This is a genomic window from Roseibacillus persicicus (assembly GCF_014651675.1).
GTDB lineage: Bacteria > Verrucomicrobiota > Verrucomicrobiia > Verrucomicrobiales > Akkermansiaceae > Roseibacillus > Roseibacillus persicicus.
Genome location: NZ_BMXI01000004.1, coordinates 113,942 through 128,531 on the forward strand (window position 1 = coordinate 113,942; position 14,590 = coordinate 128,531).

Consider the following 14,590-nt stretch of genomic DNA (forward strand, 5'->3'; position numbering starts at 1 on the left):
AATCTAGTGTTTCTTTTCTTCCCGAATCCGGTCCCAGATCAGTTTGGGATCAAAGGCATGGGCTGCAAACATGGTCAAGATTACCATGATTGCAAATGCGACTGCGGCAGGCCCAGCTTCGATGCTCATCATCCCACCAAATTTGACCAGACCAACGAGAATGGCCACTACAAAGACGTCCACCATGGACCACCGGCCCACCAGTTCGGTCAGAAAGTAGATCCGATTTGCATTTTTGGGATCGACCGTCAACTTCCCGGCCGCTGCAGCGCAGAGAATGCCAAGGGCGACAAGTTTCAGCCCTGGAATCATCACGCTGGCGATGAAAATCGTGATTGCAACCGGGTAGGCGTGCATGTCCCAGAAGGTCGCGACCCCCATCAGGATGGTCGATGGTTCAGCTGCCCCCAATTGGGTGACAATCATGATGGGCATGACATTAGCGGGCACATAAGCAATCAAAGATGCGATTGAGAGCGCGATACAGCGCTGCAGGCTGTCGGGCTTGCGCAGGTGAACGGGGGCTCCGCAACGCTCACAGTGGTGCAGTTCCGCGGATTGCACGCGACTGCAAGTGTGGCAACTCGCGAGATTCTTCGACATCGCAGTAGGGAGCGAGCTCATGCGGGCTTCTCCCTTCCACCTTCGCGTGCGGCTTCCAATCGGTCCCAGAACTCCACCCGATCCACACTGGACAAGGCCCCCGCCAACATTACAACCAAGAGGGAAAAGGCCCAGAAGCCCACCCCCAGACTGACTTCCGCCAGCTTTACGAGCTTTAGCAAACTCACAATCGTTCCCAAGAAAAAGACCTCTACCATGGCCCAGGTTTGTAAAAAGGTGGCCGCCCGAAAGGCCATCACTCCACCCGGCCAATAGCGCTGGAACAAGAGAGGAAAGCACACATAGATGAGGCAGGCGATGAGCAGAAGTGGCAGGATAATGATGAATAGCGCGGTCGCTATCGCTACCATCTCGCTGCCCTCCATCCACAACTGTTCGGTGGCATCCCAGACCGTCATGGTGCTTTTGAGCCCGTTGTTATCAAGGCTTAGAAAAGGAAAAATCATGATCAGCCCCATCAGGAAAAGAGCGGCAGAAGAGAAGGAGATCGTCCTTTGCAAACTGTGGGGCCTGTTTTCGTAGAGCTCACCTCCGCAGGTCTGGCAATGGGCTGAATCCCCCTCGCTCAAGGGGATGATTCGCTGCAAGGTGTCGCAGTAGCCGCAGGCGGTATGCGACGCCGCACTCTTTGCCCGAGGCCAACCCTTGCTTGCTTCTCGCATCGTTTAAAAGATTAGGCCAGAACGGCTGAATTGGAAATTCAATGTTTGACCACCTCCCGGGGAGCCCGGCGATGGTCCTTCCTTGCTCAGTGAGGCCTCTCCTGACGCCCGTCGACAATTCCACTGAGCTCATTCCGATGCACCCAGACACTCTGAACGAGACCTAGAAGAAACATACAGATCAGCACAAAGGTTCCCGAGTAACTGATCAATGGCAGCGGAATACCGGTAATTGGCATCAGGAGCACGCACATGCCTACACTTTCGAAAATGTGGGCAAAGAACATTGCAACCACCCCTGCGGACACGACTTGGCCAAGAAAGTCCCGACTGTAGAAGGCCACGAAAAGCATCTGAATCAGCAAGAGTGCAAACGAAGTCAGCATTAGCAAAGAGCCGCGGAATCCCTGCTCCTCGGCAATCACCGCAAAGATGTAGTCGTTGTGCGCGGTCGTCCATGGGATGTAGCGCTTGTCGTGGATGGAACCTCGTTCGGCCTTGGCCTTGTAGCCCATTCCCTTCCATCCGGCCTGACCGACGGCCAGTGAGACGTAGTAGGAGGCATAGGTTTCGGCAGACTTCTCGACTTTCCCCTCTTTTAAGAATTCGAGGTATTGGTCAATCCGCCCGGTCGCCCGGTCCGATACTTCGGGAAGAACGAGATAGTAAATGATGGGGAGCAATCCAACCCCTGTCAGCATCAGAGCGCTCAGGTAGCGAAACGGCACCCCGCCCACCAGGAGGGTGACAAATGCGACCGGAAGAAAGACGATGGCTGACCCCATATCGCCATTTTTGATCACCATTAAAAACGGAACTCCACAAATTAGCCCCACCAGAGCCAGTTTGACGATTGGTTCGGCAAAGAAGCGATGGAGGCGGGGCAGCCGGTCGAAGGCAGTCCCCATCAAAATAATCCCTGCTGCCAACACGAAGGTGGTGGGCTGAAAGCTGAAAGGAATGCCTGGAATCATCAGCTGGTGAACTGCTGGTTCGGGAGCCTCCCAAATGCCAGCCATGAGCATCCCTTGCAAGCCGACACCCCCCAAATACATCGGAATCGCCAGCCACTTGACCCATCGATAGTCGATGAGAGCGGTGCAAAAGTAGACCGCACTCCCCAGCAGGATGAACATTTTCTGATTGTTCGCGAACCGCTCCCCGCCCCCAGGGAGGTGACGCGCCGCGCTATCGATCGAAAAGACCCCGAAGACGAGGAGACCGAACATCACGATCACCAGCACCCAGTTGAGGCCGAGAATTTTTCGAAGGAGTGGAGTCACAGGAGAAAGAAAAAGTGACCCCGCGCCTCGAGCGGCGCAAGGCTTGGCCGTGGCTGTAGCGACAATTCCTTCCTATCACCAATCTTCGTTTAAGCGGTCGTTTTCGTGATTGGCCGCCTTTCGCGGGTAAAAAGTTAGAACCACTTGGCCCAGACTTCCGATCCCCTGCCGCTTGCCTCCAGCTGTTGGCGGCGACTATCAGGCAGGAGATTCATCTCTTTCTTCTCATACCCTCTGGCAGCAAAGAATTTGGCAGCGCGATTGGTGAGAGCGAAGAGACCGTTCATCCCCGCATCCTTCCCCTTTTGTTCCGCAGCCTCGACCAGTTGGGCCCCGTAGGCTCGTCCTTCATGACTTTCTTTAACATAGAGGCAGGCCAACTCCCCCATCTCGTGTTGGGGATAGCCGTGAACCGCGACACATCCCACCACGTTGTCATCCACGGTCAGGAGGAGAAAATCCCCCAGTCGGCTGACAACTTGCTCGTAGGTCCGGGGCACCAAATGAGAGGCCCGCACAGATCGCCCCATCATCGCCAACAGTTCAGGAATATCCTCCTCTCGCAAGGGCCTGATCTCCCGATAGCTATCGGCGTGAACCATGGTGCCGACACCCTCGTTGGAAAAAATCTCAGCGGTGAGCGCTCCCTGTAAGTGCCCGTCGAGGAGGTGAATCCGCGGAACGCCGGTGCGACAAATCTCTGCGGCCATCACGAGTAATTCGTGCTCTTCGCCGGGGCGAATCGAAGCCTCCGCAACACTCGGGCGTTTTCCGATATTGGGAAATTCGTTCAACAGGACCATTAACTTGGCGGCCGAGAGGTCCTTGGCCAATTGTCCGACTCCTGTTGCCAGCACCCGGCTTCCGCGACCGTCGACCATAGCGGCCTGACCACGCTTCAGGAGGGCACGGCATTCGTCCGAACAGCCCTCTTCTCCCAGAATCCGTCCGACTGGCTCAGCTCGGAATTCCGACTCCACCGCCCAATTGACCAAGTCGGACAGGTCTCCACCGACAACGATGACCACGAGATGGACTCCGATCCGCTGCAGAGAAATCAGATCGAGCAAAGTCTCGGCAACTGCCGACTCTGGCAAGAGCCCCTCGTCGAAAACCACCACGAAGGTCTTTCCGGCGAAGAGTGGGACATATTGCAGAACCTCGCGAACGTCGCTTCTCATGACTCTGCTTTCCGCTAGAAAGGCCGCCCCGGACCTTCTTCCGAGAGCGCTTTGCGGAGCTCATTCTGGAAGGCGACGAGGTCATCCCGAGTGGGTTGATAGCCAGCGGTATCGGGGTCCAGTGAAGGACGGCCCATTTCATCAATCATCCAGCGTCCCCGCTCGCCATCGCTAAAGTTCACGCCGCCGGAAACCATGGCTCCCGGCACCGCAATGTTATCGACCGTGATCGATACCTCGCCTGGTCCTCCGCCAAGTGCTTCTGGCGCGACCGCACTGTCATCCGCCTGCTCAGCGGGTTCGTCGGGCTCGGGCTCTTCCTGGCTCTGAATCTCCAAACCCAGGTCGAGAACGACGAAGCGCATGTCCATGTAGGTCACGTTGAGGGAAAACTCCTCCTTCATCTTGCGCTGCAAGTCCGCCAGTTGCTCGCCCTCGGCGGTCCATTGGCGCAGCTTCTTGATTTGCTCTTCGCTTAAGTCTTTCGATTGAAACATCTGACTCTGTGTAAGCTTGGTGGCCCTCCGGACTCAACAACTGATTCGGAATAATTGTCGAGCTAGCCCTCACTTCCGGCTCTTGCGCGACTGCAATTCTGCCTCACGACGAGCTTTGTATTCGTGGGAAATCTCAATCGCCTTTTTGCGGTCGGCCTCGTCATAATCCCAGAACTCCTGAACCACTGCTTCGCATTTCGGGTGAATGCTTCCGTCATCGCCGACAGTCTCGCGTAGTTTGGCAAAGTCCTTTTTCAACTGATCCCGCACAGTGGCATAGGCGGGGTCATCATAGACATTGTTGAGCTCGGCAGGATCGTTCTCCAGATCGTAGAGTTCCCATGCCGGAGGGGTCGCATAACCGCCATCATAGTTGACTCCGTAGAAGTAGACCAACTTGTGGGTCTTGGTTCGGATGGCCATTTCGCCCGGGTTGTCGTGGTGGGCCATGTGCATCCAGTAGCGGTAGTAGGCCGCTTGCCTCCAGTCGGCAGGTTCCTCGCCAGTTTCACAGATCTTACGAAAGGAATTTCCTTGCACGCTTTCGGGGATTTCAGCTCCCGCGTAGTCGAGCATAAGGGCTGGAAAATCGACGTTTTCAATCAGAGCGTCACTGCGCTGGCCTGCGGGAATAGACTTGGGATACCGGATGATCAGCGGCATCCGCATGGAGGGATCATAGGCCCAGCGCTTGTCCTGATAATCGTTCTCACCCAGCCAAAAACCCTGGTCCCCAGTGTAGATAATGAGGGTGTTGTCGTAGATGCCCTCGGCCTTCAAATAGGCAAATAGTCGCTCGAGATTGTCGTCCACACCCTTGACGCAGCGGAGATATTTCTTGAGGTAAGTTTGGTAGGCCAGCTTGGTGTTCCGAACTTCGCTTTCTTTTTGGAAGTCGTAGTCAGCGGGAAATTCCTCCGGATATAGACGGCTCAAGTCGTCCGCATAGGAGCGCCGGGGGTTCCGGCTGCCAATGGAAGTGCCAATATGGGGCATGAGTTCATCCTGATATCCCCGGGTCGCAATGGATCCGAAGGTGTCGGGCACGTCGTAGAGAGTCGGGGGCTCGGGAATCTCCACGTCGGCCAAATAGTCCTGATAGCACTCCGCGTTGTCGAACATGTCATGGGGAGCCTTGTATTGATGACAAACGAAGAACGGCTTTGACGGGTCGCGCTTTTCCTTGAACCAAGCGAGAGTGGAATCCGTGATGGCGTCGGAGGAGTGTTCCCCTTCGTGAGTGATTAGATTTTTTCCGAAAGGCTTGTCCCCTTGAACCCGAAATTCAGGGTCATGGTATTTCCCCTGCCCGGGCAGGACCTTGTAGTAATCGAAGTTGGGCTCCACTTTCAGATGCCACTTGCCAATCATAGCGGTCTGGTAGCCTGCTCCCTTCATCTGGATCGGAAGCATCTGATTTGGCGGTTCAATTCGCCCCAAGAGATCGGTCACGCCGTTGACGTGCGGATACTGCCCCGTGATGATACAAGCTCGGCTCGGGGTGCAAATCGCGTTGGTGCAGAACGCATTATCGAAAGTGATGCCTTCAGCAGCGAGACGATCGATGGTAGGGGTTGGATTGAGTTCCTTCAGCAAAGTCGCGTAGGCCCCCACCGCTTGGGTGGTGTGATCATCGGACATGATGAAAAGAATGTTAGGGCGCTGTTCCTCTGCTGTGGCAGGCAATATCAAAGATGCCGCTCCCAGTAGGAGCGGGGCAAAACGGGTCATCATACCCTAGGTTATGCCCCCCCGAGGTTGTTAATTGTCTGAAAAATGGCAGAAATCATGGCATAAGCCATCGTTCCAACCAAGGATGCCATCAGCAAAAGCACTGCCGGCATGACCATGGCCATCACCTTTTGCAGCGCTCCATCCAACTCCTTGTCGTAGCGTTCCGCCGCTCGACGAAGCGCGAGGTCAATTTTCCCCGTTTGCTCACCTACCGCGACCATATCGATGAGCAGAGGAGGGAAAATCTGAGAACGAATCATGGTCGACGAAAGCGATCGTCCGTCCCCTACCATCTCAATCATTTCATCCATACTGCTCCGCAAATGAATGTTCTGCGCCGCATCCCGGGTGAGCTCCAAGGAGCGCAAAAGCGGCAGGCCATTGCCTACCAAGTTCGCCATCGTTTCCAAAAACTGAACGTAAAATCGTCCCCGAATCACATTGCCGTAGAGAGGGAGCTTCAATTTGATACGATCCCAAGCGGGCTTGTTTCGTTCGGCATCCTTCCAAGCCTTGAAGAAGATCGCACCAGCGAGAACGATCAAGAGAATGACAATCCACCAGGCGCGGAGAAAGTCGCTGGCCCCAATCATGACCCTGACCCCAATCGGCATTTCTGAACCGGGAGTCCCTTTCAGGAGGCCGGTCAGTTGCGGGATGAGCTTGGTGACGAAGATGATCGAAACCCCGATTCCGGAAAGAATCAAGAAAGCAGGATAAATCAGCGCCAGCGTGATGCGGCCCCGGAGCTCTTGAATGGTCTTCAGATAGTGAGCCTGTCGACGCAGAATGGTATCGAGAGCTCCACTGGCCTCTCCGGCTGCCGCAAGCGAACAATACAAAGGACCAAAGCTCGGGCTTACTCGCTTCAGAGCTTGGGAGAAACTCGTTCCGTCCCGCACCAGATTCCGAATCCGCTGGGAAATTTCCTTGATGTTGCCCTCTTCCTCACGTGCTTCCATTGCGCGCAAGGCCGGCTCCAATTGGAGTCCGGCAGCCAGCATGTCACTCAATTCCTCCGTAAAGTAGACTACCTCTTTGGACTTCATCTTGAGAGGTCCCTCGGGCACCTCTTTTGTGTCCTTATCCTTGGCTTTGACCTTGGGCGATGCCTTGACGAGTCCTTCCGGCTTGGCCTTCACCTGGGGTGCGCGCCGGGCGGCGGTCTTATCAGTTTTGGCAGGCTTGGCGACCACCTTGGCCTCCGCGACCTTGACGGGCTGGAGACCTTTTTTGTCCAGCTGTCGAAGAGCTTCGCCACGGTCGCCCGCCGTTAATTCTCCGGTCACAACCGCTCCGCCTGCCCCGAGGGCTTTGTAATTGAAGACTGCCATTAGCTTTTTTCAGGAAAAAATTATTCTCCGCCCAAGTCGACCGCAGTCGCGGAAACCACTTCCTCAACCGTAGTCATTCCCGTCATGACCTTATACCAGCCATAATCGCGCATCGGCACGTAGCCATCTTTGACGGCCTGCTCCTTCAGCACGTTTCCATTTGCGCCCTTGATGATCAGGTCCTGCATCGGTTCGGTGAGGGTGGCCACTTCGTAAATCGCGAGACGTCCCGAGAAGCCGGTGTTGCGGCACTTGTCGCAGCCCACTGGCTCGTAGGCCTGTCCCTCGAGATGTGGAATCTTCAAACGGCGTCGCTGGTCATCCGAGATTTCGACCGGGGTCTTGCAATGCTGGCAAAGCTTGCGCACCAGACGTTGGGCCAAGAAGGCTCGCACCGCCGCACTGACCAGAAAGGGTTCCACCCCCATGTCGACCAGACGACTGATTCCTCCCAGTGAGTCGTTGGTGTGCAAGGTGCTGAATACAAGGTGACCGGTGAGGGAGGCCCGAATGGCAATCTCCGCAGTCTCCAAATCCCGAATCTCACCAATCATGACGATGTTGGGGTCAGCCCGTAGAATCGAGCGAAGGCCACTTGCGAAGGTGAGGCCGATCTCGGATTTGACCGCAATCTGCATCACCCCATCCAGCTTGTTCTCCACCGGGTCTTCCACCGTTACGATACGGGTGTCGGACTTGTTGAGTTCGCTCAGGAAGGAATAGAGACTGGTGGACTTACCCGAACCGGTCGGCCCGGTAATCAAAATAATGCCGTTGGAAAGGTCGAGAAGCTGGCGAATGCGATCGAGGACGAAGGGTTCCATCCCGAGCTTGGCCACGTTGAATTTCTCCTGGTTGAGAAGACGAAGGCTGACGCTCTCCCCCTCCACCGTCGGAACGGTGGCAACCCGGACATCGATGGACTGCCCTTCCAGGGAAAGGTTGATCCGGCCATCCTGCGGAAGACGCTTCTCGGCAATATCCAGCCGCGACATGATCTTAAGTCGCGCAATCACCGAGCTTTGCAAAGTCTTGATCTGATCGGGAACCGCTACATCGATGAGACGTCCGTCGACGCGGTAGCGAATCCGGAGATTATTCGACAAAGGTTCAACGTGGACATCAGTCGCACCTTGGTCGAGGGCTTCGCGGAGAATTTGGTTCACGAATTTGACCACGCTGGCCTCGGTGTCATCATCGTCGATGACATTGGTCTCGTCTTGGACCTCGAGATTCTCGAGGTCCATATCGCGCCCTTCCAGAATCTGTTCAAAGGTGTCAGCTCCCACCCCGTAGAGTCGACGCAAGCCATCATAGACCCGGCGACGAGAAGCCATCTTCCAGATGATTGGGATTTCAATCGCCTGCACCGCCGCTTGTTTGGCGAGGAGATTGAAGGGATCGTAAGTGGCCATCACGAGGCTTTCGTCCCCGTCTTCGCCAATCACTTCCACTGGCAACACCTGATGCCCCAAGGCCACCCGTGGGCCACACACGTCGCGAAGGTCGATGGGTGACTCGGGCGCGGGTATTTCCGCCAGCCATTCCATCCCGAGGTTGTCAGCCAGACGCTGCATGTAAGGTTCCTCGTCGACTGCACCCGTATCGAGGACATCGTCGATCTGGGATCGCTGACGCTGTTTCGCTGCTCCCAGAACCTCTTCGACCGCAGCCAAATCCTCACATCCGGTCTCGCGGGCCGGTTCCAACAACAAATTGATCATCGCAATCTTACAGAGAACAGAACGCCGCAAAGAGCTCCAGCTGTCACCCTTTTTTCGAGTTATCTCGCGGAAATCTGACTTTATCCAAAGCTAGAAAGTGCTCCCTACTTCACCAATGCTTCGGCAGTCAGCTCGGCGAAGGGTCCGGGGACCCCGCGATACTGCACTTTTCCCGCTCCATCCAGCACCCAGCAAGCGGGATAATCGGTGACCTGATAGAGGTTCGCAATCTTCCCATTGGCGTCCAACCAGTTCTTCCAAGTGACCGAGCCACTCTTCACCATTTCGCGCAGGGCGGGACGACTTTCACTGGCTACTCCGAGAACAGCCACCCCCTTGGGCCCCAACCGGTCTTCGAGTTTGCGAAGGAAGGCCATGGTTTCCTCGGAGGCCTGCATGCGGGTGTGCCAGAAGACAATGATGACCGGCTTGCCGCGATAGTCGCTGAGACGCATGGCTTGCTCGGAGACATTCCAGCCCAAGATGTCTGGAGCCTCCATCCCCTTGTCGAGTTTGGAAATGGAGAAGAGAAATTCTTCCGCCATTTTGCCGACGGTCGTGTTTCCGACCTCCACATCAGCCGCTTCGATGATCGCTTTGCGAATCCAATCAATGCGCTGGGCCTTGAACTGCGCAAAGCCTCCTCCGTCGCCGAGCTCTCTCGAGAGGAGAGCCAAGGCCATCGCCGCCTGACCCTGGACTTTCTTGTCAGGATGATTGGCTTCTACCTTTTCGAGAAACTTTCGGGTAGCCGGACCAGAGTCGGCAACCAGTGCCAAACACAGTGGGCCAACCTTGGGGCTGGCAAAGTGAAAGCGGTCTGCCGAATCGCGCACCACCGACAGTGGGGTCTTGGTCGAATTCTCCGACACGGGCTTAACAGAAAATGCCGGAGCCAGTTGCAGCAGCTTGGGGGCGTAGTCCAAGAACCAGGGTTGGTTCCAAGCTCCATCCAGTTGGCGTAGAAGCCTGAGCCCGAAGGCGTCGGGGTCGGGAATCACTTTCCAAAGTTCCCGCCGGGCTGCGATGTCAGGGGCGGCGTTGATCTTGGTGACCCAAGCATTCACCTCGGCCTCGTATTGATCGATTACCTTTTTTGCGCCGGCCTCGTCAGCATGGAGACTTGGCAGGCAAAGAACGGAGAGAAGAATGGTGAAGATAAAGTGTTTCATTTTGAAAGGGGTAAGCGAGACCGCTCATTTCTTTTTCTTAAGGAGCTTCCGGAGTTCTGGCCATTGCTCCTGGCTCACGATGTAACCAATGCAATTGGGTGAGCCACATCGACAAGGGTGATCCTCGTAGCACTCCAAGTCAAAGCCGTAATCGAAGCTTAGTTCTTCGCCGGCTTCGATGTCGCGCAAAGCATAGATCACGATTCGATCTTCGTCTTCGCCCTCCTCGGTATAGGCTACGCAATTCGGGTCGCAGGAATGGTTGATGAGGCGGGCGGTGTTCCACTCCACGCTTCCATCCAAGTCCCAGTCGTCATTGAGCGTAAAGATATAGACCGCGGCATCGCCATCGGTTTCCGCCTTGGCCATCTGGACCCAAGCCCGGCGCTCGCTCTCTTCCTTGTCAATGGGTTCACCAACATACTCAATAATCTCGGTGTCCTCGGGGATGTCGCAAGCTGCGTAAACGCCGCGTCCATGAATCTCCGATCCCCGCACTTCGACCCATTCGCTCTCTCCACGTTTTTTGAGCTCCTCCACTCTCTTCAAGGCGGCGCGAGCCTTTTCGTAGGACTTGAATTTACGGCTCTTCTTTTTTTCGGATTTCGACATGACGAAGGGTGAACGGGGACAAGATCAACAATTCAGGATCAAGCGCGAGCCTTAAGCATGTTCGCAAAAGGCTTGGGAGGAAAATTCGTCGGGCTACTTGACCCGGCGAGCACCCTTTTCGGGCACGGCAAACTCTTCGATATCGGCAGGAAGCGTTGGAAAGAGCGCGCGCAATTCCTGCATATTGAGGGTTGAGCCATTGAGGAAGGACCAGCTGGAGCCTTCGGTCTTTTTCCGGATGGCGACCTGGTAGTCCTTGATCTCCATCCGCTCGACCAATCCGGTTGCCGGATCGATGCGGCGAACCAGGCGGGTGGTCGGAACGAAGACCAACCACTCGCGGAATTCAGGGATGTCAAAACCATGGAGGGCGGGCTCGGCCACAAACTTGGTGATGGTGATTCCCGATGCCGCGAGATCGTCCACCATCTTCTTCATTGTTGCTGCCATTTCCTCGTTGCCGCCGAGCTTCTTGGCGGCCCGGTGGCGATAGCGGGGATAGAGCTTGTCGACTACTCCCATGAAGTCCCCCTTCAAGGTCAAATCTCCGACTTGCTGCACCTCCTTGACTGCGTCGGCGAGGACATCCGCAGGGACAGCCTGACGAACGATCGCACGTTCCAAAACCTCCGCATCTTCGACCACCCCGGCTTGGCCTAGGCCTGAATTTGCAACCGCGAAACTAATCGTTAGAGAAAGAAAAAAAGTGCGCACCACTGATGTTTGCACTGCGGACCTTCTCGGGTCAAGCCAGCTTGTCGCGCATTGAACCTCCTCCTTTGAGCGCTTGGCTAAGAAGTTGGCCTTTCGAGCAATTTTAAAAACTTTCGGCTTTGCCAAAGCCCCGCCATTTGTCACTAAGCTTGCCGATGGCAAAACAAGCTTTGGGTAAGGGTCTCGGTGCCCTCATTAACAATTCCGGTAGCAAGGCTCCTTCCAAGGTGTCACCGGATTCCAATGCCATGCCTTCGGACGCTACCGCATCCGTTCGGGAGGTTCCCCTCTCCCAGGTTCGCCCTTCCCCCCTGCAGCCCCGGACTCACTTCGTCGAAGGCGAATTGGACGAGTTGGTCGAGTCCATCAAGCATCACGGAGTCATCCAGCCTCTCATCGTCCGGCCGGTTGATGGAGAGTTGGAACTGATTGCTGGTGAGCGCCGCTGGCGTGCATCCAAGAAGATTGGTCTGAAGACCGTCCCCATTATCGAGCGGGAGGCTACCGACCGGGAAGTGCTGGAGATGGCTCTCATCGAGAACCTTCAGCGTGCGGATCTCAATCCCATGGAAGAGGCCATGGGTTACGTTCGACTCGCCCGCGAGTTTGGACTGAAGCAGGAAGAAATTTCAAAGACCGTCGGTAAATCGCGCGCTTCGGTGGCGAACTCGATGCGTCTGTTAGATCTTCACAAGGATGTGCAGCCCCTTGTGGCGCAGGGCTCCATTTCAGTTGGTCATGCCAAAGCGATCCTCTCCATTAAGGACGGCAAGGCGCAAAAGGTGGCCGCGCAAGAGATCATTCGGCGCAAGCTCACTGTGCGGGCCACCGAAAAGCTGATCCAAGATTACCATCGCGAAACCGATGGCAAGCAGAGGAAAACCAGGTCCAAGAAGGAAATCACTCCAGAGTTGGCGGCCCTCTATAGCCAAATCGAATCCAAGCTGCGGTCCAAATTTCAAACCCAGGTTTCGATCACTCCCGGAGCGGACAAGGGGCGAATCGAAATCGTTTACTACAAAGGTGACGACGGCTTGAACAATATCCTGGAGATTATGGGAATCAGCCTCGACTGAGTCCGTTTCGTTCTTTTTCCCAAGACCTTCTTTTTCATGCGCCTGTCACTCCCCTTGCTTCTCGCTCTCTGTTTGGTCGGTTGCAAAGAGAAAGAAACCACCAGTCCGCCTGTCAGTCTCGATCACTCCGGCACTCCGTTTGCCCACACCTCCAATATCCTGTCCTTTGGCCCGCGCTATCCAGGTTCACAGGGCGCGGTTGAGGTCAGAAATTACGTGACCGAGGTATTGGAAGAGACCGGCTGGACGGTGGGAGCCCAGACTTTTCAATCCCAGACACCCATAGGTCCCCGGACCTTCACCAACCTCATCGCCCGCTTCCCAGCTTCACCAAATGAAGATCCTTGGAAAGCCAGAATCGATGGCCTGCTCTGCGCTCATTTGGATTCCAAATACTATTCCAACCAACGTTTTCTCGGTGCAGATGATGCGGGTTCCGCTTGTGGGCTCATTCTCACCATGGCCCGGGAAATGGCTGAGACGCCCGAGAAGGCGTCCCGAATGGAGCTGATTTTCTTTGATGGTGAAGAAGCTTTTACCGAGAACATGGGACCGAAGGCAGGCGGTCTTTTTGACGGAATCTATGGCTCGCGGGCCTATGCTGCTCGTTGGAATGGCGCATCATACAAACCCTCTTTTGGTATTCTTCTCGATATGGTGGGACATAAGAATCTTTCCATCAAAGTTCCCGCCGATTCTCCCGCTCATTTGGTTCGAGTCATGAATGCGGCGGTCGATAAACTGGGTCACAACAAACACTTCGGGATGGCGGCCGGAGAGATTTTGGACGACCACGTTCCTCTCAACGATGCCGGGATTCCCACCATCGATATCATCGGCGACTTTCAGCGCAGCGGCTGGTGGCACACTCCCAAGGACAACCTGTCCATCATTTCTCCTGAATCACTCGCCATTACCAAATCGGTGGTTGAGGAAATGTTGCGCGAGCTTCTCAAATAGAAGGAAGCCCGCTTCCAGATTGGCGAGTTCAGCCAGAAAACGAAACGAGCGAAAAGAGAACCTTTACTACTGAAGGCTAAATTCCCTTTTCAAGAAGGGCCTTCACCCGTTCTTCGCCTTCCCGGTCGCCCACGTTCTTCAAGAGCTGAAGATAGTTCTCGCAAACCGCCTCAAAGTCTTCGCTCCACTCGCTACCGACACTTTGGAAATTGGCCAAGGCAGATTCAAAGTGGCTGCGGGACTCCTTCTCGTTCCCTTCCTCCGCAAAGACGATTGCAAGGTTTCCGTGCGATTGGGCGATGTCCGCCTTGTTGCCGCCGTCTTCTTTCCGTCCTTCCAACGCCATGACATGCATCTCACGGGCTTGCTCCAGGTGCCCTGCCTTCTGGTAAAGCGCCCCGACATTATTGCAGACGCCCGTGGTGTCGGGATCGGAAGCGCCTAGCTCACCGTGTGCAAGCTTCAGAGCTTTAAGAAACAGGGTTTCAGCCTGATCGAAATCGTCTTTCGCCGCATAAAGAAAGGCCAAATTGTTAGAGAGGCGGACCTCGTCAATGACAGCCGGATGGCGTAGTCGGCCCAATTGCTCGAGCGCGCGCTCGTAGGCATCGATCGCCTCATCAAACTTTTCGGTGCTTTCGAAGAGGTAGCCCAGACTGCCGTAGAGACGTCCAACCGCTCCCTCCTGGCCCGACTTCCCTGCTACCAGCGAAATGGCTTCCAAGTAATCGTCCTTGGCATCCAGGTAGTTCCCCTGCCGGCTGGACCAGTCAGCCCGGGCCTCCAAACAAAAGAGGAGGCGTTCGGCATCCTTGTGGCTGCCATTCTGATTCGAACGCGCATCCTGCACCGCCGTATCGGCAATCTCTTGAGCTCCGGAAAGGTCCCCTTCGGCCTCGGCCGCACGAATTCGATCGTCGGTCTCGGTCCAGTCGAAATTCCCTCCCACCTCAATGAATGGTAGTTGTTGTTCAATCATCGTCGTAGAGCCCATGGGCAAAGGATGGCGACTTCCAG

General features: G+C 55.5%; 14 protein-coding genes. 2 read left to right on the top strand and 12 right to left on the bottom strand.

The features are described from left to right. Window positions 1-3: 3 nt before the first annotated feature. The 11 genes from IE099_RS06135 to IE099_RS06185 all read right to left on the bottom strand — a co-directional run bounded on the left by IE099_RS06135 (window position 4) and on the right by IE099_RS06185 (window position 11,537). Window positions 4-603 (bottom strand): paraquat-inducible protein A, encoded by a 600-nt coding sequence (locus IE099_RS06135; RefSeq protein WP_229809413.1) that lies wholly within the window; start codon window positions 601-603, stop codon window positions 4-6. 17 nt (window positions 604-620) lie between these two features. Further along, window positions 621-1,286, bottom strand: coding sequence for a paraquat-inducible protein A (locus IE099_RS06140; protein WP_189568349.1), 666 nt, complete (start codon window positions 1,284-1,286; stop codon window positions 621-623). A gap of 86 nt (window positions 1,287-1,372) precedes the next feature. Beyond that, window positions 1,373-2,569 carry an FtsW/RodA/SpoVE family cell cycle protein gene (locus IE099_RS06145; RefSeq protein ID WP_189568350.1) on the bottom strand — a complete coding sequence of 399 codons (1,197 nt, stop codon included), beginning with the start codon at window positions 2,567-2,569 and terminating at the stop codon, window positions 1,373-1,375. 134 nt (window positions 2,570-2,703) lie between these two features. Beyond that, complete coding sequence (locus IE099_RS06150) at window positions 2,704-3,750, bottom strand: GNAT family N-acetyltransferase (RefSeq protein ID WP_189568352.1); 1,047 nt, start codon at window positions 3,748-3,750, stop codon at window positions 2,704-2,706. A gap of 14 nt (window positions 3,751-3,764) precedes the next feature. Beyond that, a complete protein-coding gene (locus IE099_RS06155) occupies window positions 3,765-4,247 on the bottom strand; it encodes a hypothetical protein (RefSeq protein ID WP_189568354.1) in 483 nt (160 codons plus the stop codon). A gap of 69 nt (window positions 4,248-4,316) precedes the next feature. After that, window positions 4,317-5,978 (bottom strand): sulfatase family protein, encoded by a 1,662-nt coding sequence (locus IE099_RS06160; RefSeq protein WP_268244904.1) that lies wholly within the window; start codon window positions 5,976-5,978, stop codon window positions 4,317-4,319. Between the two features lie 11 nt (window positions 5,979-5,989). Continuing rightward, complete coding sequence (locus IE099_RS06165) at window positions 5,990-7,315, bottom strand: type II secretion system F family protein (RefSeq protein ID WP_189568358.1); 1,326 nt, start codon at window positions 7,313-7,315, stop codon at window positions 5,990-5,992. A 20-nt stretch (window positions 7,316-7,335) separates the two neighbouring features. Continuing rightward, window positions 7,336-9,039: a GspE/PulE family protein gene (locus tag IE099_RS06170; RefSeq protein WP_189568361.1), complete on the bottom strand. Its 1,704-nt coding sequence runs from the start codon at window positions 9,037-9,039 to the stop codon at window positions 7,336-7,338. A 104-nt stretch (window positions 9,040-9,143) separates the two neighbouring features. Next, a complete protein-coding gene (locus IE099_RS06175; RefSeq protein WP_189568364.1) occupies window positions 9,144-10,211 on the bottom strand; it encodes a peroxiredoxin family protein in 1,068 nt (355 codons plus the stop codon). 24 nt (window positions 10,212-10,235) lie between these two features. After that, a complete protein-coding gene (locus IE099_RS06180; protein WP_189568367.1) occupies window positions 10,236-10,823 on the bottom strand; it encodes an SET domain-containing protein in 588 nt (195 codons plus the stop codon). Window positions 10,824-10,916: 93 nt separating this feature from the next. Then, window positions 10,917-11,537, bottom strand: coding sequence for a hypothetical protein (locus IE099_RS06185; RefSeq protein WP_189568370.1), 621 nt, complete (start codon window positions 11,535-11,537; stop codon window positions 10,917-10,919). Window positions 11,538-11,692: 155 nt separating this feature from the next. Between IE099_RS06185 and IE099_RS06190 the strand changes: the two genes are divergently transcribed. Both IE099_RS06190 and IE099_RS06195 read left to right on the top strand, forming a co-directional pair. Further along, entirely contained in the window at window positions 11,693-12,613 is a 921-nt protein-coding gene (locus IE099_RS06190) for a ParB/RepB/Spo0J family partition protein (protein ID WP_189568372.1), read from the top strand. Window positions 12,614-12,649: 36 nt separating this feature from the next. Continuing rightward, window positions 12,650-13,573 carry a M28 family peptidase gene (locus IE099_RS06195; RefSeq protein ID WP_189568375.1) on the top strand — a complete coding sequence of 308 codons (924 nt, stop codon included), beginning with the start codon at window positions 12,650-12,652 and terminating at the stop codon, window positions 13,571-13,573. 76 nt (window positions 13,574-13,649) lie between these two features. Here IE099_RS06195 and IE099_RS06200 read toward each other — a convergent pair whose 3' ends face one another. Then, on the bottom strand, window positions 13,650-14,552 hold the full coding sequence (locus IE099_RS06200) for a tetratricopeptide repeat protein (protein WP_189568378.1): 903 nt from the start codon (window positions 14,550-14,552) through the stop codon (window positions 13,650-13,652). Between the last annotated feature and the right edge of the window lie 38 nt (window positions 14,553-14,590).